This is a genomic window from Actinoplanes rectilineatus, assembly GCF_000962825.1.
Classification (GTDB): domain Bacteria; phylum Actinomycetota; class Actinomycetes; order Mycobacteriales; family Micromonosporaceae; genus Actinoplanes; species Actinoplanes rectilineatus.
In genome coordinates this window covers 22,802-40,722 of record NZ_JZKF01000031.1, presented here as the reverse complement: position 1 = coordinate 40,722, position 17,921 = coordinate 22,802, and the positions used below count along the sequence as shown (strand labels likewise).

The 17,921-nt window shown below is 68.9% G+C and carries 16 protein-coding genes; 9 read left to right on the top strand and 7 right to left on the bottom strand.

All coding sequences use genetic code 11. From position 1 onward, the window contains the following. Positions 1–540 precede the first annotated feature (540 nt). The 6 genes from dacB (at position 541) to folE (ending at position 7,679) form a co-directional block, all read left to right on the top strand. The gene (gene dacB, locus WH85_RS53100; RefSeq protein ID WP_052720718.1) at positions 541–1,986 is read left to right on the top strand and encodes a D-alanyl-D-alanine carboxypeptidase/D-alanyl-D-alanine endopeptidase; all 1,446 of its coding nucleotides are present in this window, start codon (positions 541–543) and stop codon (positions 1,984–1,986) included. A 59-nt stretch (positions 1,987–2,045) separates the two neighbouring features. Continuing rightward, complete coding sequence (locus tag WH85_RS23260; protein ID WP_045744126.1) at positions 2,046–3,104, top strand: zinc-dependent metalloprotease; 1,059 nt, start codon at positions 2,046–2,048, stop codon at positions 3,102–3,104. A gap of 2 nt (positions 3,105–3,106) precedes the next feature. After that, on the top strand, positions 3,107–4,081 hold the full coding sequence (gene tilS / locus WH85_RS23255) for a tRNA lysidine(34) synthetase TilS (RefSeq protein WP_045744086.1): 975 nt from the start codon (positions 3,107–3,109) through the stop codon (positions 4,079–4,081). 64 nt (positions 4,082–4,145) lie between these two features. Next, the gene (hpt, locus tag WH85_RS23250) at positions 4,146–4,721 is read left to right on the top strand and encodes a hypoxanthine phosphoribosyltransferase (protein WP_045744125.1); all 576 of its coding nucleotides are present in this window, start codon (positions 4,146–4,148) and stop codon (positions 4,719–4,721) included. A gap of 298 nt (positions 4,722–5,019) precedes the next feature. Then, complete coding sequence (gene ftsH, locus WH85_RS23245; protein WP_045744085.1) at positions 5,020–7,035, top strand: ATP-dependent zinc metalloprotease FtsH; 2,016 nt, start codon at positions 5,020–5,022, stop codon at positions 7,033–7,035. After that, positions 7,032–7,679 carry a GTP cyclohydrolase I FolE gene (folE, locus tag WH85_RS23240; protein ID WP_045744084.1) on the top strand — a complete coding sequence of 216 codons (648 nt, stop codon included), beginning with the start codon at positions 7,032–7,034 and terminating at the stop codon, positions 7,677–7,679. Before ftsH ends, folE begins: the two co-directional genes overlap by 4 nt. A 7-nt stretch (positions 7,680–7,686) precedes the next feature. Here the strand turns inward: folE and WH85_RS23235 are convergent, their stop codons facing one another. Genes WH85_RS23235 through WH85_RS23225 form a run of 3 tightly spaced genes read right to left on the bottom strand, consistent with a single transcriptional unit; the run spans position 7,687 to position 11,292 of the window. Then, complete coding sequence (locus WH85_RS23235; protein ID WP_045744083.1) at positions 7,687–7,947, bottom strand: hypothetical protein; 261 nt, start codon at positions 7,945–7,947, stop codon at positions 7,687–7,689. A gap of 11 nt (positions 7,948–7,958) precedes the next feature. Beyond that, positions 7,959–8,654: a hypothetical protein gene (locus tag WH85_RS23230; protein ID WP_045744082.1), complete on the bottom strand. Its 696-nt coding sequence runs from the start codon at positions 8,652–8,654 to the stop codon at positions 7,959–7,961. Positions 8,655–8,691: 37 nt separating this feature from the next. Then, positions 8,692–11,292: an FtsK/SpoIIIE domain-containing protein gene (locus WH85_RS23225; RefSeq protein ID WP_045744124.1), complete on the bottom strand. Its 2,601-nt coding sequence runs from the start codon at positions 11,290–11,292 to the stop codon at positions 8,692–8,694. A gap of 322 nt (positions 11,293–11,614) precedes the next feature. Here WH85_RS23225 and WH85_RS23220 point away from each other — a divergent pair, with 322 nt between their 5' ends. The 3 genes from WH85_RS23220 (at position 11,615) to WH85_RS48955 (ending at position 13,722) form a co-directional block, all read left to right on the top strand. Further along, positions 11,615–12,610, top strand: a complete 996-nt coding sequence (locus WH85_RS23220) for a WXG100-like domain-containing protein (RefSeq protein ID WP_045744081.1) — start codon at positions 11,615–11,617, stop codon at positions 12,608–12,610. A 269-nt stretch (positions 12,611–12,879) separates the two neighbouring features. Then, complete coding sequence (locus WH85_RS23215; RefSeq protein ID WP_045744080.1) at positions 12,880–13,161, top strand: hypothetical protein; 282 nt, start codon at positions 12,880–12,882, stop codon at positions 13,159–13,161. A gap of 51 nt (positions 13,162–13,212) precedes the next feature. Continuing rightward, complete coding sequence (locus tag WH85_RS48955; RefSeq protein WP_245674058.1) at positions 13,213–13,722, top strand: hypothetical protein; 510 nt, start codon at positions 13,213–13,215, stop codon at positions 13,720–13,722. Between the two features lie 2 nt (positions 13,723–13,724). Here the strand turns inward: WH85_RS48955 and WH85_RS23210 are convergent, their stop codons facing one another. The 4 genes from WH85_RS23210 to WH85_RS23195 are packed head-to-tail and all read right to left on the bottom strand — an operon-like array spanning position 13,725 to position 17,921. Next, on the bottom strand, positions 13,725–14,327 hold the full coding sequence (locus WH85_RS23210) for a hypothetical protein (protein ID WP_045744123.1): 603 nt from the start codon (positions 14,325–14,327) through the stop codon (positions 13,725–13,727). After that, positions 14,327–15,442: a M23 family metallopeptidase gene (locus tag WH85_RS23205; RefSeq protein WP_083449205.1), complete on the bottom strand. Its 1,116-nt coding sequence runs from the start codon at positions 15,440–15,442 to the stop codon at positions 14,327–14,329. Before WH85_RS23205 ends, WH85_RS23210 begins: the two co-directional genes overlap by 1 nt. Beyond that, on the bottom strand, positions 15,439–15,981 hold the full coding sequence (locus WH85_RS23200) for a hypothetical protein (RefSeq protein ID WP_045744121.1): 543 nt from the start codon (positions 15,979–15,981) through the stop codon (positions 15,439–15,441). Before WH85_RS23200 ends, WH85_RS23205 begins: the two co-directional genes overlap by 4 nt. A gap of 5 nt (positions 15,982–15,986) precedes the next feature. Next, positions 15,987–17,921 (bottom strand): DMT family transporter, encoded by a 1,935-nt coding sequence (locus WH85_RS23195; RefSeq protein ID WP_045744079.1) that lies wholly within the window; start codon positions 17,919–17,921, stop codon positions 15,987–15,989.

Below are 17,921 nucleotides of genomic sequence, written 5' to 3'. Positions count from 1 at the left end.
TCCGGGGCGTCGCCTACCGCGCCGGGACGGGCTACCGTGCCGCCTGCCGGGCCGTCCGAGTTTCCCCAGGCGGGTTCCGGGCGGGCGAGCTTGCCGTTCGCCGGTCAGGAAAACACGCAAAACGCGCCCAACAGGCCAGGCGAGGACGCGTCCCACAAACCAGGGGCGTATTCGCCCGACGGACCGGGGGAGTATCCGCCCAGCGGGCCGGGCGCCGGCGGACCGTGGAACGCGACGTCGGTCGTGGATCCCGGGCCGTTCGCGGGGGAACCGGCCAAGCCGGCCGGTAACCCCTGGGAGCGCCCGCCGTTCGCCGCCTCAGGTGAGGGCGACGGCAGGGGCGGGACCGGCACTGCTCAGGAGACGCCGGGGACTGCGCAGGGCGGGAACACCTACGGGCGGGCCTCGGCCCCGGTAGGGGGAGCCCGGTCGTCGGCGCCCGGGACCTACTCGTCGGCGGGGGCCGGTGGGAACGCTGCCGGACCGGGAACCGGCGACGGGCCGGTGGCTGCGGGCGGGCGCGGTCCGCGTACGAAGCTGATGTTGGTCTCTGCGGTCGTGGTCCTCCTGGCCGCGGTGGCGGCAGTGGGCTTCGTGGTGCGGCCCGGGCCGGTCGCCGGATGGCTCGGCGCCGAGGCGACCACCTCGCCCAGCCCGTCGCTCACGCCCGACCCCACGCCCACGCCGGTGCTGGCCGCGGCCACCGCCGACGGCGCGGCCCCGGACGGTGCGGCGATCAAGGCGGCGCTGGATCCGCTGGTCAGTGCGGGTGCGCTCGGTTCCGAGGTGAACGTCTCGGTGATGGATGTGGCGACCGAGTCGGTGATCTACGCGAAGAACGCGGAAACCATGATCACGCCGGCGTCGACGACGAAGCTGCTGACCGCGCTGACGGCGCTGTCCGCGCGGGGCCCGGCCTACCGGCTGGAGACCCGGGTGGTGGCCGGGGCGAACCCGGGCGAAGTGGTGATCATCGGTGGGGGTGACGCCTCGTTGTCGGTGGGCGCCAAGTCGCTGTTCCCCGGCGCGGCGCGGCTGGACGAGCTCGCCGAGCAGGTGAAGGAGGCGCTGGGTGGTACCGCGCCGACGAAGGTGCTCGTGGACATCTCGCTGTTCACCGGCACCGAGACCGCGACCGGCTGGGGTTCCGGGGACATCGGCGACGGCCAGGTGGCCCGGATCCAGTCGCTGATGACCAACGCGGGCCGGGTCAGTCCGGTGCACAACGAGTACGGCGGTGATCCGCGGTACTCGGATCCGGCGCTCTCCGCGGGCCGGGAGTTCGCGAAGCTGCTCGGTGTGCCGACGTCGCAGGTCAGCGAGGGTGTCGCACCGCAGGCGGCCGGGGATCCGGCGGCGTCGGCGGCGGCACCGACCGTCTCGGCGGGGCCGGAGAGCGCCTCCACGGTGACTCCCGGCACCGAGCTGGGCAAGGTCGAGTCGCCGCCGCTGGTGCAGGTCATCGAGTGGATGCTGCAGATGAGCGACAACGTGTTGGCCGAGGCGATCGGCCGGCAGGTGGCGCTGGCCGCGGGCAAGCCGGCGAGTTTCGAGGGCACCGCGGACGCGATGAACGACAAGCTGGTCGAGTTGGGCCTGCCCGCGAACGAGGTCTACCTGTACGACGCCAGCGGCCTCTCCGCGAAGAACACGATCAGCCCGAACGCGCTGGTGCAGGCGTTGGGGCTGGCGGCCGGCGGGCAGAACGCCGCGCTCACCAACCTGTTCAACGGTCTGCCGGTGGCGGGCTGGTCCGGCACGTTGCGGTCCCGGTTCGTGACGCCGGCCCCGAACCAGAGCGCGCAGGGTGTCGTACGGGCCAAGACCGGCACACTGAGCGGCGTGAACACCCTGGCCGGGGTGCTGGTCACCAAGGACGGGCGGGTGCTCGCCTTCGCGATAATGGCCAAGGGCGGGCCGGACGCGCAGACCGCCAAGTCGGCGCTGGACAGGGTGGCGGCCCGGTTGGTGGCCTGCGGTTGCTGACCTGATCCGGGGGTTTCACCGGAGTACGGCGGGTGCGTCACGCGGGTACGGTGGGCTGCATGGCGCAGTTCGTTGACTGGGATCTGGCCGCCGCGACCGCGGGCGCGCTGTCGAAATCCGGACCGGCGGTCTCTCTCGACGAGGCCACCCGGGTGGTGGCCGACCTGCGGGCATTGACCGACGAGGCCGCCGGGCACGTGGCGAGTTACACCGGCCTGGCCTCGCAGACCGAGGTCCCGCCGGTGCGGGTGGTCGACCGCCGCGACTGGGCGAAGGTGAACATCGCCGGCCTGCGGCAGGTGATCAGCCCGCTGGTCAGCCGCCTGACCGGGGACAACACGCCGGGTGCGCTCGCCGACGCGATCGGCTCCCGGGTGACCGGGGTGCAGGCGGGCACCATTCTGGCGTACATGTCGGGCCGGGTCCTCGGGCAGTACGAGGTGTTCTCCGGCGAGCCGGGTCAGCTGTTGCTGAACGCGCCGAACATCGTCGAGGTGGAGCGCCGGATCAACGCCGACCCGCGGGATTTCCGGCTGTGGGTCTGCCTGCACGAGGTGACGCACCGGACCCAGTTCACCGCGGTGCCGTGGATGCGCGGTTACTTCCTCGGCGAGGTGCAGGCGTTCGTGGACGCCTCGCAGGGCAGCGAGCACATTCTGGAGCGTCTGCGCCGCAGCGTGTCGACGATCTCCGACGCGGTCCGCGACCCGGAGAGCCGGGTCTCCGTTCTCGACATCGTGCAGACTCCCGGCCAGCGTGCCGTGCTCGACCGGCTGACCGCGCTGATGACCCTGCTCGAGGGGCACGCCGAGTTCGTGATGGACGGCGTGGGGCCTGCGGTCATCCCGTCGGTGGACGAGATCCGGGCCAAGTTCAACCGGCGCCGTGAGAGCGGCAGCCCGGTGGAGAAGGCGATCCGGCGTCTCCTCGGCGTCGAGGTCAAGATGCGGCAGTACGCGGAGGGCCGCAAGTTCGTGCACGGCGTGGTGGAGCGGGCCGGGATGGCCGGCTTCAACAAGATCTTCGACTCGCCGTTGACGCTGCCCCGGCTGGAGGAGATCGGCGACCCGGACGCGTGGGTGACGCGAGTGCACGGTCCCCGCCCCGGGATCGCCTGACAGTGGCCCGGATTCCTCCTCCGGTCGCCGCCGTGCGCACCGCCGTGCGCCGTGGCCTGGCCGACCTTCCGGCTGACGCGCTGGTGCTGGTGGCGTGTTCGGGTGGCGCGGATTCGCTGGCGCTCGCCTCGGCGACTCGTTTCCTGCGTGGCCGGGCCGGTCTGGTGACGGTCGATCACGGCTTGCAGGAGGGTTCCGATCGGCGGGCCCGGTCGGTGGCCGCGTGGGCCCGCGGTGCCGGGTTCGATCCGGTGCGGATCGAGACGGTGTCGGTGGCCGGCCTGCCCGGTGGCCCGGAGGCGGCGGCCCGCACCGCGCGGTACACGGCGCTGGGGTCGGCCGCATCCGAGCTGGGTGCGGCTGCGGTCCTGCTCGGGCACACCCGCGACGACCAGGCGGAGACGGTGCTGCTGGCGCTGGCGCGCGGTGCCGGCCCGCGGGGGCTGGCCGGGATGCCGGCGCGGCGGGGCCTGCTGCGGCGGCCGATGCTCGACGTGGCCCGGGCCGACACCCGTAAGGCGTGTGCCGCTCTGGGCCTGGCGCCCTGGGAGGACCCGCACAACACCGATCCGGCGTACGCGCGGTCGCGGGTCCGTGCTTCGGCGCTGCCGGCGCTGGTCGCCGCCCTGGGACCGGCGGTGCTGGCCAACCTGGCCCGGACGGCGGCCCTGGTGGCCGCGGACACCACGGCCCTCGACGAGCTGGCTGTGACGGCCCTGGAGGCGTCGCGATCGGCGGCCGGGCTGTCGATCCCGTCACTCACCGCGTTGTCACCCGCTGTACGCGGCCGGGTACTGCACAGCTGGGCCCGGGAGCTCGGTGCCCCCGGTGGCGCGCTGGCCTACAAACATGTGGTGGCGATGACCGCCCTGGTGTCCGAATGGCATGGTCAGGGCCCTGTTCACCTGCCGGCCGGGATCGTCGTGGCGCGCCGTTGCGATGACCTCGTACGGGTGGTTCCGGCCCATATCAAGTGAGGTTTCCTGATCGGAAACCGGCCCCGTTCGACGATCGGTAACCTCCATGCGGCAGGCTTACCTCATGGCTGCTGGCTCTTGGTACGACGCCGACATCGACCACGTGATCATCTCGGAGCAACAGATCCGGGAGAAGACCGACGAGCTGGCGAAGCAGGTTTCGGCGGACCACGCCGATGCTGCCGACAGCATCCTTCTGGTCTGTGTGCTGAAGGGCGCGGTCATGTTCATGGCCGATTTCGCCCGTTCGCTGGGCCGGCATGGACCCTCCACCGAGATGGAGTTCATGGCGGTCTCCTCCTACGGGCAGGGGACGACGTCCTCCGGCGTGGTGCGCATCCTCAAGGATCTGGACCGGGACATCGCCGGTCGCCACGTCCTGGTCGTCGAGGACATCGTGGATTCCGGTCTGACCCTCTCCTGGCTGATGAAGTACCTGGAGTCGCGGCAGCCGGCGAGCCTCGAGGTGGTCGCGCTCTTCCGTAAGCCGGACGCGGTGAAGGTCCAGGTCCCGGTCAAGTACGTGGGTTTCGACATCCCCAGCGAGTTCGTGGTCGGTTACGGCCTGGACTTCGCCGAGCGTTACCGGGAGTTGCCGTACGTCGGGGTTCTCAAGCCCGAGGTGTACGCCCGTAGCTGAACCGCTTTCCCAGCGTGTTCACAGTAAAGGTGGTTATGGGCGGTTTTGCACCTGAACCGCCCTGCTTTCCATGGGGGTACGGGGAGTTCGCCCTACGGGCTCACGGGTTCGCAAACGGCACCTACGGTGTACGGTCGAGTGACCGATGGCGTGGTGTCACGAGCGCCGGAGGGGCCGGAAAATGATTCACCGCCACGACGCGGGGTATCCGAACCCGGCAGCCGCCGGTGGGGCGGCGACGTTGAGGTGACCAGGACGCCGATCAGGAGGGTCCGGGCGCTTGGCGCCCGACAACAGTATGGAACGTACGCGTTTCTTCCGCCGCCCGGTGGTCTGGATCATTCTGGTGATCATCGGCGTAGTCGCGCTGAGCTCATTCTTCACCAGTGGTCCCAGCTACCAGAGGGTAGATACCTCGGTCGCTCTTGAGCGTCTGAACCAGCCCGGGATCAAGCAGGTCGTCCAGAAGGACAAGGAGCAGACGCTCCAGATCGACCTCGAGACCTCGGAACGGTTCGACGGCAAGACGACTGACAAGATCGAGACCCAGTATCCGTATGAGGTGACCTCCTCCATCTGGGAGGACGTCGTCCAGGCCAAGAGTGCGGGCCGGGTCACCGGCACGATCGACGCTCAGGTCTCCGGCGACAACATCCTCCTCAGCCTGCTGATCAACCTGCTTCCGATCGCGATCCTCGTGGTCCTGCTGCTGCTGTTCATGTCGCAGATGCAGGGCGGCGGCTCGCGGGTGCTCAACTTCGGCAAGTCCAAAGCGAAGATGATCACCAAGGACACGCCGAAGACGACGTTCGCCGACGTGGCGGGCGCCGACGAGGCGGTCCAGGAGCTGCACGAGATCAAGGACTTCCTGCAGAACCCGGCCAAGTACCAGGCTCTCGGCGCCAAGATCCCGAAGGGCGTGCTGCTCTTCGGCTCTCCGGGTACCGGTAAGACGCTGCTGGCCCGGGCGGTCGCCGGTGAGGCCGGTGTGCCGTTCTACTCCATCTCGGGTTCGGACTTCGTCGAGATGTTCGTGGGTGTCGGCGCGAGCCGGGTCCGCGACCTCTTCGAACAGGCCAAGTCGAACGCGCCGGCGATCGTCTTCGTCGACGAGATCGACGCGGTCGGCCGGCACCGCGGCGCCGGCATGGGCGGCGGTCACGACGAGCGCGAGCAGACGCTCAACCAGCTGCTCGTCGAGATGGACGGCTTCGACACCAAGGGCGGCGTGATCCTGATCGCGGCCACCAACCGGCCGGACATCCTCGACCCGGCGCTGCTGCGCCCGGGCCGGTTCGACCGGCAGATCCCGGTGGACAACCCGGACATGGAGGGTCGCAAGGCCATCCTGCGGGTGCACGCCAAGGGCAAGCCGTTCACGCCCGACGTCGACCTCGACTCGGTGGCCCGCCGGACGCCCGGTTTCTCCGGCGCCGACCTGGCCAACGTGATCAACGAGGCTGCGCTGCTGACCGCCCGGAACGAGAAGCGGGCGATCTCCAACGAGTTCCTCGAGGAGGCGATCGACCGGGTCATCGCCGGTCCCGAGCGCCGCACCCGGGCGATGTCCGACAAGGAAAAGAAGATCACGGCGTACCACGAGGGTGGACACGCGCTGGTGGCGTACGCGCTGCCGCACTCCGCCCCGGTGCACAAGGTGACGATCCTTCCGCGTGGACGTTCGCTCGGCCACACGCTGGTCCTGCCGACCGAGGACAAGTACACCCAGACCCGCGCCGAGATGATCGACACCTTGGCGTACGCGCTGGGTGGCCGGGCCGCCGAGGAGCTCGTCTTCCACGAGCCCACCACCGGTGCCGGCAACGACATCGAGAAGGCGACCGGACTGGCCAAGGCCATGGTCACCCAGTACGGCATGAGCTCGAAGCTGGGCGCCGTCAAATACGGCACCACCGGCGACGAGCCGTTCATGGGACGCAGCATGGGGCACGACAAGGCGTACTCCGATTCGGTCGCGGCCGACATCGACGCCGAGGTCCGCGCCCTGATCGAGCTGGCCCACGACGAGGCCTGGGAGATCCTGGTGGAATACCGGGACGTCCTCGACACGATGGTCCTCGAGCTGATCGAGAAGGAGACCATCACGCAGGAGGACATGAACCGGATCTGCGCCCGGGTGCAGAAGCGCCCGCCGATGTCGCCCTTCAACGGCTTCGGCAAGCGCCTGCCGTCCGAGGCGCCGCCGGTGCTCACCCCCGCCGAGCGGGAGAAGCTGAAGGCGCAGGCCGAGGCGGACGGTCAGATCGCGGTCGGCCAGAACCCCAGCGCCAACGGTGCGGAAGGCAGTAACTGATCAGCACGCACGACGAACTCGACTACCTCGCCGCCCGGCTGGTCGACGGCAAGCTCACCGGTACGCCGGTCGAGCAGGCCGTCGACCTCGGGCGGATCGAGAAGGCGGTCCGGGAGATCCTCCTCGCCATCGGCGAGGACCCGGACCGCGACGGCCTGCAGCGCACCCCCTCCCGGGTGGCCCGCGCCTACGCCGAACTCTTCGCCGGCCTGCGGGTCGACCCGGCCACCGTGCTCACCACCACCTTCGAGGCGGACCACGAGGAACTCGTCCTGGTCCGCGACATCGAGGTGCAGAGCATGTGCGAACACCACCTGCTGCCGTTCAAGGGCGTGGCCCACATCGGCTACATCCCGGGCGTCGACGGCCGGATCACCGGACTGTCCAAGCTCGCCCGGCTCGTCGAGGTCTTCGCTCGCCGGCCACAGGTGCAGGAACGCCTCACCTCGCAGATCGCCGACCTGCTGATGGCGAAACTCGGCGCCCGCGGCGCCATCGTCGTCCTCGAATGCGAGCACCTCTGCATGGAGATGCGCGGCATCCGCAAGGTCGGCGCCCGCACCGTCACCTCCGCGGTCCGCGGTGCCTTCCAGAGCGACGGCAAGGTCCGCGCCGAGGCGATGGCGCTCATCAACGCCCGCTGACCGATACCTAGATCATGCTCCGGAACTGGTTCGCCGAGTCCATCGCGGCCCGGGCCAGCTGCGTCGCCTCGTCCAGCCTGGTCCGTGCCTGCTCCAGGTGGGCGATGGCGGCCGCGGCCGCCGGGTGGAACGACCCCACCGCGGTCATCCGCAGCAACGCCAGCGACTGATCCAGCTGCTCGGCGACGCCCTGGATGCCGGTCACCGCGCGCCCGGCACCGTCCACCGACGCGGCGACACTCGCCTTGACCTCTTCGACGTTCGCCATCGGGTGTCCTCTCAGCTGAACAGGCTCTGCAGGCCCTGGCCCATACACGTCAGCAGCACCGGGACCAGGCACACCACGGCGCCCATCACCGGCGTGCGATCCACCGGCACACCCTCACCGCCGGGCACGGTCTCGTCCCCGTACACGAAACCGATCGTCGCCCACCCCAGCCCGAACGCCAGCAGCGGCAGGCTCAGGCCGCACACCAGCGCGTAATCCGGCGGCGAACCGACGAGCAGGAACAGCACCACCTGCACCAGCAGCACCACCGCCGCGAACGGCCCGTAGATCACCAGGTTGCGCATCCACGGCCGGGACGCACCGGACGGCAGCGGACCGATGAAGGCGTGATCCGCGGCGTCCGCGGTGAGCCGGGCCTGCTGCAGCGCGGCCAGCACGGCAGCCGGTCCACCGGCCACCGCCGCGTCAGCCGAGACCTGATCGACAGCCTGCGGAAAAAGATCATGTTCGGGTACGCCTACGTCACGCACGAATCTGGCCCGCTGGGGAGCGAGCCGTGCGCGTACCGCGGAAAGCTCCTGCCGTGCGGCCGCGACGGTGGCGGCATGCTCGCCCGCCGCCGAACTCGCCGCCCGGCGCACCGCGTCCAGCTCCCGGGCGGCGGCGAGGTACTCCGCCCACGGGCCGTCGGCCGGTGGCGCCGCCTGCGCCGGCACGACGCCCCGCTGTTCGGCCTGTTCGGTCACGGGACGTCACTTCCGGGGGTCATCCTGCCCTGTCTGGTCACGGGACGTCACTCTCCGGCTGGACGAACGGAACCACGGTCACCGTGCGGTCGGCATGCCGGTCGTGCAGCAGCGCCCGGTTCTCCCGCGGGTGCCAGTCCACCGGGCGCCCCAACATCAACGTCAACTCCGACTGCGGCACGTTCAGGAACAGCAGGCCGGCGACGTCCTCCCGGCCCATGCTGCCGCCGGTCTCCTCGCCGAAGCGGCGCACACCCCGCCACCACGACAACAGGTGCGAGCCGCGGGCCGGACCCTCCCGGAGCAGCTGACGCAGCCCGGTCAGCGACCCGGCCGGCGCGGCGTCCATCCCGAACACCACCCGGTAGCCGGGACGTTCCGGGTCCAGCTCGGCGGCCAGGCCGGCGGCGTCCACCACGACCACCTCCTGCCGGTGGCGGATCTCGGCGGCCAGCGCCTCGGCCAGCGCGTCACTCTCGGCGACCAGCGAGGCGATCACGAACCGGGTGCTGCGCGGCGCGTGACACGCGGCCACACTGCGGGCCGCCGCGTCCAGCACGTCCGCCCCGGCCCTCTGCGAGCCCAGGACGGCCAGATGCCGCCCGGGTGAGGAGTCCAGGGGGAAGGAGGCGGTGGAGAGCCCCACGTCGATCACACGGCCCACCAGAGCCGTCGGGCGCGACGACCGGCCGGCCAGCGCCGCACGGAACGTCGGATCGTCGGCCAGATGCTGATGCGCGTAACCCGCGAAGATCCGGGGCGGCTGTGCCTCCGGCTGGCGGGCGCCCCACAACCGGTGCCGCAGATCGCTCAACAACCGCTGATCGGCGTGCGGATCGGGGAACCGCACCACCCGCTCGTGACCACGGGTCGCACCCCGCGGACCGCCCAGACCACCGGCGGTGTTCACCACCGCACTGCCCATCGGCAGCCCCGCCGCCGAGTCGTTGGTCGGCTCCAGCACGTCACCGCCGCCCGGAAGCGCGATCCGCACCGGGAACTGTCCGAAGATCGAGTCACGTTTCGCGTAGAGCGCCTCGACACCGAGCACCGTCTGGCTGGCCAGCACCAGATGTATCCCGTAGGAGCGGCCCTTGCGGGCCAGCGACTCGAGCAGTGCCACCGCCTCCGCGGCCATCGGGTCGTTCCCGGCCAGCAGCACCTGGAACTCGTCGATGACGCAGAGGATCCGGGGCAACGGGCCACCGCGCCCCTCCTCGGCCGCCACCGCGCGCAGATCCGCGAACCGGGAGACACCCGCCCTCTTGTACGCCATCGAGCGGCGGCCCATCTCGGCGTCCAGCTCGCGCAGGACGGCCAGGCCGTACTCCCGGTCCGACTCGACACCGACCGCCCGCGCGTGCGGCAACCAGGTGCGGTCGCGCTGCGTCGGCACGAACTCGGCGAACGAGACGCCCTCCTTGAAGTCGAGCAGGTAGAGGGCGAGCTGATCCGGCCCGTACCGGGCACCGAGCCCATAGAGCACGTTGATCAGGAACGCGGTCTTGCCGGCACCGGACCGGCCGCCCACCATCCAGTGCGGCGTCAAGTCGTTGAACCGCAACACCAGCGGCACGTCACCGTGATGCCCGACCACCGTCTCCACCCCGGCCGCCGCGTCCCCGGACCACAACTCCTCGGCGGCGTCCGGCAGCAGATCGGTGAACGTCACCCGGGACGCCTCGGCGGAATCCGCGGCCAGCTCCTGGCAGACCGCGGCGATCAGATGCGGCGGCGGCTCGTCGTCGAGGAACACCGGCGCGTTCAGCCACGTCGCCGCAGGCTCCGACCCGAACGTGCCACCCGGCGGATCGCCGACGATCGCATACGGATTACGGACCGAGACCGACGTGGTCCGCGGCAGCGGCGCCTGCGTGGTCTCCGCGGTCAACGGCGGAGGCGGCCAGCCGGCCACGATCAGATGCAGGCCGGAATCCGGTCCCTGCTGGGCCAGCGCCGCGATCCGGCGCAACTCCTCACCCTCGGTCAGCTCCGGCAGGCTGGCGATCACCACCAGCATCGTCCGGTCCCGCTGAGCCCGCCGGGCGGGCGTCCCGGCGCGCACCGGGCGCAGCCATTTCTCCGCCTCGGACAGCACGTCACGCAGACCCTGCCGGTCGACCGCCGGCGGCGACATCAGACCGGCGTCGGACAACTCCTCGAACGGGGCGAACACCGCGCCGCCGCCGATCCCGTCCACCGTGCGCATCAACAACGAACCCGCCGGGGCGGCCGCGAACAACCGCAGCAGCAGAGCCCGCAACAGGCCGAACACCCGAGGATCGGTGGCCGTCGCGTCGATCGTCAGATGACCGGTGCCGAGCAGCGGGACGATCGCCGGGAACCGGACGTCGTCGAGCGGCTGCGCCACCCCGAGCCGCACGAACCCCGGCATGGTCATGTTGTTGAGCGGCGTCGCCGGCGACAACGCCTCCAGCGGCGCGCCGAGCCACCCGGGCGCCAACTGGGCAGCCGCCACCCGCAACCGTTCGGCGAGCCGATGCTGTCCGCGCGGGTCGGCAACGGTCGGAGCGAACGCCTCCAGCGCGACAGAGGCCGCATCCGCCGTCGCCACCGCCTGCCGGTGCAGAGCAGCGGCCTGCCGGACCCGCAGAGCTGAATCCGCCACTGCTACCACCACCTCCTGTCCGCGGATAAAACCTATCCCAGACCCGACCACGCGCCGCGTTGCGTACCCGGTGCCACTTTCGTGCCAGCGGTGACACCGAACGTGTCGGGGTGAACTCGAAGCGTGTTTCGGCGGTATCCACCCTCACAGGCAGTCCGTTCACCCGTCGTTGACCCCGTGCCCTTACCCGCCGTCGACCCCGCGCCCTTCACCTGTCGTCGACCCCGCGCCCCTCACCCGTCGTCGACCCCATGCCCTTCACCTGTCGTCAACCCCGTGCTCCTCACCCGTCGTCGACCCCATGCGCCGAGCCCCGGAAAGGAGGGTGGGCATGACCATCACGTTGCCGCCGGAACTCGTCGAACCGCTGAGCTGGATCGGCCTCAGCTGGCCGGAGGCCGACGAGGACCGCCTCTACGCCGACGGACGCGCCTGGATCGAGCACGCCGCCCGCCTGCGCGCCCACGCCACCCAGGCCGACAGCGCGGCCCGGCGGGTGTGGACGGAGAACGAAGGCGCCTCCGTCGAAGCCTTCGAACGCTGGTGGAACGGCGCGGACGGGCCCGGCCGGCACCTGGCCGACTCGGCCCTCGCCGCCGAGATGATCGGCGCCGGGCTGATCGCCATGGCCGGCGTGACCGTGGCCGCCAAGACCGCGTTCATCGCCCAGTTGACCGTCCTGGCGTTCCAGGTGGGCCAGGCGACGGCGACCGCGTTCGCAACGGCCGGCGTCACCCTCGCCGAGATCCCGGTCTTCGTCGCCGGCACCAGGCTCGCCTGCCGCGAGATCGTCCACCGGTCCCTGCAGACGGTGGAAGGCGAGATCGCCCAGACGTTCACCCGCGCCGCCGGCCTGCTGCAGACCGCGGGCGGCCGGGCCGCCGCCGAGGGCGCCGAGAACCTGGCCCGGCACTTCGGCCAGAACTCGGCATTCCACCGGCTGATGCGCGAGGTGGAACAGGCGGACGTCCGCAGCCCGGCGGACGGCGCGACGTTCTACTCCGGACGCACCGCAGACGGCATCCGCATGCGTCTCTATGCTGAGGCGAACACGGACGGCATCCGGTCGGTAACGTTGGAGCAGACGCCGGGCGGGCGCGTCTTCGACGACATGCGGCTCTTCAAGGAGGACTCACCGGTCCGCACCACCCACGCCCGCGACATCTGGGGACGGCTCTCCGAACGGTATGCCGAATCCGCCAGCGGCCAGGTCACCGCCTGGACGCACAACCCACGAACAGACAGCATCTGGAACGAGATCGAACGCAAGGCGCTGGACCGTAACCAGGAGGTCACGGCGATGACGGTGATCGACCCGGCGGCCTGATGCCCGGCGCCCTGATGCCCGGAGCCCTGATGTCCGGCGGTCCAATGGCCGGCGGTCCAACGGCCGGTGCGCTGATGTCCGGCGGTCGCGGGGTCTCGGTCTCGGCCGTGCCGGGCTTTCGCGGTTCAGGCAGTCGGCACGCCGGTGATCCACTTGTCGGGTGGTTCGCGGTCCGCGGTCCGCGGTCTGTGGTCCGCGGTCTGTGGTCCGCGTGGCGGGTGGTTCGCGTATCGCGTGGTCCGATTCTCGTGAGTCCGGACGGAGGTGGCATGGGCGTCCACGACATCCGCAGCCAAGCGGCCCGCACCGACACCGGTGTGACCCTGCGCAGCGTCGACCGCGAGACGATGCGCGTGGAATACGCGGGACACGGCATGACCCTGCCGGTGGACCGGGGGATGGAGAGCTGCGGCTTCTACCTGACGGCGACGCCACACTGGGACGACGGCTCGGCGGTCCCGTCGGAGGACCTGGCCGTGGTCAAAGAGGCCATAGTGGAGATTCAGCGGCACTGGGGGTTCCGGGCGGACTTCCTGACACTCGAGATCTGACCGGGACGAACTAGTGTCGTGAGTGGGGAGAGTCGGGAAGGGGCTGAGTCGGTGGTGACGTCCGAGCCGGGAATGGCGGGCCTGCGGCGGGGCCGGTTGAAGAGCCGCCGAGCGCGCTTGCTGCTGGCCCTGACCGGCGGCATCACCGCGTTGCTCTGCCTGGGCGGAGCAGGAGCCATCTTCCTGATCTACGACCAGTCCACCGAGATCAAGCGAACCGCCCCCGACGCCGTAGTAGATAACTTCCTACGCGCCTATTTGGTCAATCGTAGTGACGATGAGACATCACTTTATGCGTGTAATGACGACGCAAAATTCGCCCCGTTATTGGATTTGAGAAACGAAATCATTGATCGCGAAGCTAAGTTTAAAGTAAACGTTTCGGTAAGTTGGAGCACCTTGATCGTGTCAAGTGAGGCTGGAAACCAAAAATCGGTTTCGGTGGATCTTGTGATTGCGGGATTCTCTAAAGGGGTCGCGACAAGTAGGCGTACTGAGGGCTGGTCGTTTGCGGTCGTAGATGAAGATGGATGGCGAGTATGTGGAGCGAATAAGCTGTGAGCTTATTCAGCCCATAGGGTGTTGGCGGGGATTTCTAGGGTTCGGGGGGTTTTGCCTGCCCAGGCCCAGCGGTACCACTCCAGCTCGGTCGTGACGCGTACGCAGATGCTGCCGTCATCGCTGGTATGAAGTTCAGTTACCGCCCGTAGGTCGCGGCGCTCATCTGCGCCGCTGGTCATTTCGACTACGCGACGACCGGTCAAGGATTTAGCGTCCAGGGCCGCTATCGGATTGCGCCGTGGCGGCTCGTCCAGGGAGACGAGAAGTGACGCCTCGTCGCCCATTCCGGAGGGCCCCAGGGAAACGCCGTAGTCCTCGACCCAGACCCTCTCCAGCGGAACCAAGGGGGCGAACACCTCGGTCTGCTCGGCTTCCGCGCGATACCATTCCGCCTCCGGAATGACCGGCACATAGGTGCGGCTGCCCTGGACTACCTTCTCGTCAGCGCGCAGATCGGCTCGCCAACCGTGACCGGGCAGACCGATGAGAACCCGCCGCCCCCGCATCGACCCGCTCATCGAGGCGGGCACCGGCACGATGGGGCGCGGCGACTCCGTAGCCCACGCCTCGTGCCCCGCGAACGGGTCCGGCACCGATCCGCGCATCATCCTTCGTTCCCCAACGCCGCGCCCTGCTCACGCATGAACTGCACCGGGTTGATCGCGCCCGTGCTGGACCGGTCGTTGTTCAGGTGGACCTCGAAATGCAGGTGCGGGCCGGACGAGTTGCCACTCGTCCCGACCCGGCCGATGATCTCGCCGGCGGCGACCTGCTGGTTCTCGCGGACGAAAGGCCGTTGCACCATGTGACAGTAACGGGTCATCACATTGCCGGCGTGCAGGATCTCCACCATCCACCCGCAGCCGCCCTTACCAGGGTATCCGTCCGAGTTGCAGGTCTTCCGGCCGCGGAAGTCCTCGTCGCATTTGACCACCGAGACGACACCGCTGGCCACCGCGGCGATCGGTGTGTACCTGCCGACGCTCAGGTCGACACCCTGGTGGTTGGGGCGTTCCGGGCTGCGGAACGCGGAGCCGACGGGCGCCTTCAGCGGGATCGTCCATCCGGACGCGGCGACCTGACTGCCGGCCGCGCAGACCATGGCCACCGAATCACCTGCCGCGTTCGCCGCGCCGTCCGCCAGCGTGTTGACGATCTGGGTGGCGATCGGCTCATGCTTGGCGTACGCGTCCGGGTAGGCGCTGATCTGCACGGCCTGCGCCGCCCGGGTCAGCGACATCGTCTGCCAGCCGTCGACGGTCTTCAGTTTCTTGTAGAACTTCGTGCTCGCGTACACCGGATCCTGGACCTGGTCCGGGGTGCCCCATCCGGAACTCGGACGCTGTTGGAAAAGGCCGAGCGAGTCGTGGTCGTTCTTCGCACCGAGATGCCCGAGGTTGGACAGCCGGGACTCCTGCATGGCTGTCGCCACCGCGATCACCCACGCCCGGGGCGGCATCTGCAGTTCCGCGCCGACGTTGATGATGACCGCGGCGTTGCGCATCTGCGCCGCGCCGTAGGAACTCAACTCGGGAAGCTTCGCATCGGGGTCGACCGGGCCGTTCTCCCCGCAGCCCGTCGCGGAGGTCAGCATCGCGGGGTTCTCGTCGGAGATGCTGCCGAGGACGATGAGGGTGACACTGCCCCCGCAGCAGAGCAGGGTCAGGGTCACCACCAGCGAGACCAGCAGAACGATCTTGCGCGGCCGGGGGACTCTCACGCCGTTTCCCAGTCGATGCCATCGACCAGCCAGAGCCCGTCGGGCGCGACCAGCCGCAGGGTGAGCTTGCCGGAGTTCATCGTGACGACAGCGTTGACCATCGAATTGTTGACCGCCGCGAGGCTCGGACGGCCGATCACCCGTTCGGCCGGCACACCCGCCGGATCGACGCCGCTCAACTGCCCGGCCAGGTTCTTCGTGGCATTGGGCAGCAGCCGGTCCAGCCACTTCTCGGCACTGACGTCCTGGTGGTTCACCCAGGCCGACGCGAACGCGTACGCGACCTGCTCCGGCTGTGCCCCACCCGGGCTGGTCTTCGGGGTCGGCGGGGTCACGCTGGAGACGACACTGTCGTCCTCGGCCGGGTCGGCGCTGATCGCCGGCGCGGGACTACCCGCGCCGAGCGACGGGCTGGTGCTCCCGTCCGAGAACAGCCGTCCGATGCCGACCACCAGGAAGACCAGGACGATCAGCACGAGACCGATGCCCCACCGGGACCGGAACAGTCCGGTCAGGCCGCGTTCGAGGAGTTTTGGCACGTCCCTCACCTGGCCTCGGAGCGCACCCGGGGGCTAGCCGGCTCCTGTGTCGTGGAACCCGTCTCGGGCCGGTAGATCGCATATGACGTCGGGCGTTCACCGGCGTCCGGTTCGGACCATTCAGACCGGCCTCTTGTACGAGTCGGAGCCGCCTGCTCCTTGCGGGCCGGGGCGTCGTCCCGCACCGATTCGTTGCCGTCCGGACGGCTCGACGCCGTGGGGGCGGCGACGGTCTCGATCTCACGGCGGGACGAGTGGGCCGGGTCCTCGAGCCGGGCCTCGGGCCGGAGCGAACGCTGCTCGACGTAAACGGTCCGCCCGTCCTTGCCGAAGGTCGGCTCCCGCGTGCCGCCGCCCTCGGCGACTTCGAGCTTGGCCGCTTCCCGCATGTCCCGGAAGAACCGGCGATGCCAGGACCCGCCGGAAGCGATCGCCGCCGCACCGTCCTTGCCGCCGAGCTGCGTGATCCGCCGGTAGGGCCGGAGGAGCAGCCACCCGACCACGCCGGTGAGCCACACCAGCACCACCTGCAACCAGCCCGCCAGACTGGCCGTATTCATGATCAGATCCACGGCGAACAGGTAGATCGCGGCGCCGGTGCCAAAGATCGCAATATTGAACACCGCGGCCACCACCGCGTTCCCCAGCCGCCGAATCCCAGCACTGGCCGGCCGAAGCAACCCAATCGTGCCAAGAATAGGCGCAGCGATAACGGCCCATCGAAAAATCAAGAACCCAAGCAGAACGAGAATCGAAGCAGTCAGATCAAACATGGCAAAGAGAACGGCTGCCAGAACTGCAATGAAGCCAGCGCCGATGCGTTCCATGCCATTAACGCCTTTTAGGTATTCGTATGCCTCGGGATCTTCTTGCCTAATTTGCTCGGCAACCCTTTTCCACTGCTCGTTTTTGGCGGTTAGTGTTGCGTCGCGTGTGTCTGGATTGTCGCGAACTTTTTGAATTTCATCCCACGTCAATGACCGGGCGTCGTAGAGGGCTTTTCCATACTTTTTTGCTGTCTCGCTGTCTGCAGAACCTAGAATTCCCCGCAGCCAGTTCCTGTAGAGCATCGTCTCTGTGGCGGTATCGCTGGCTCGAACTGCAGGAGCCCTGTTGTCAGTGCAAGCGCCGGGAGTTGGATCGTCACATTGATCGCTCGGGGTGTCGACGGCTCGTGGGCCAACCGCGTCATGAACCACGCTTAGGGTGGTGATAAGGCTCTGGTCGGCGATACTCGCAGATTTAACGGGCCATGCCGCGATGGCTGTGACAGCCACCATGATCAGGATTGCCCATCCCGCGGTTGTTGTTGCGGCGCCCATGTCGGCCTGACGGGATCGCCAAAGTAGATAAATGCCGACCACAGCTAGTGTGATTACACCAAATACGCTGAAAACCTTCTCGTATACGGCTTTGGTTGCTTGGTCAACTAGCGGGTCTGCCCAGCCCCAAAGGGTTCGAGGGTCCCACGCGCGCTCTCGTAGAGCGTTTGATGCTCCGATTACAGCGGTTGCAACCATGAACTCACCGTTGGCGATGGTTGTTTCAACCTTGTATTCGGGGTCTATGACGGTCGAAGCGCAACCGTTCTCTAAATCGTAGGTTGTGTAACTGTATCCGGCATATCCGTATTGGCTATAGATTCCCTGAGGGCCAGGCTTAGTGGAAGACTCTGGCCGTTCAGCGAACCACCCCGCCAACCCTGAGTCGGGAGAACTGGGTTTGGGGGGAGTCAAGCATTCAGCGCGGGTGCCGGTTACTTCGGCTAGGCGTTTTACGCAGCCTGGGATGTCCTGGGACCACTCCTCGGTGCTGCATAGGCCGCCGGGGGCGCGCGCCGGCGCCGCGAACGCGCCCTGCGGTGCCGCCACCGCCCAGACGATCGACCCCACGACCACCACGAACATCGTCGTGATCAGTGCCAGCCCCCGCCTCACCAT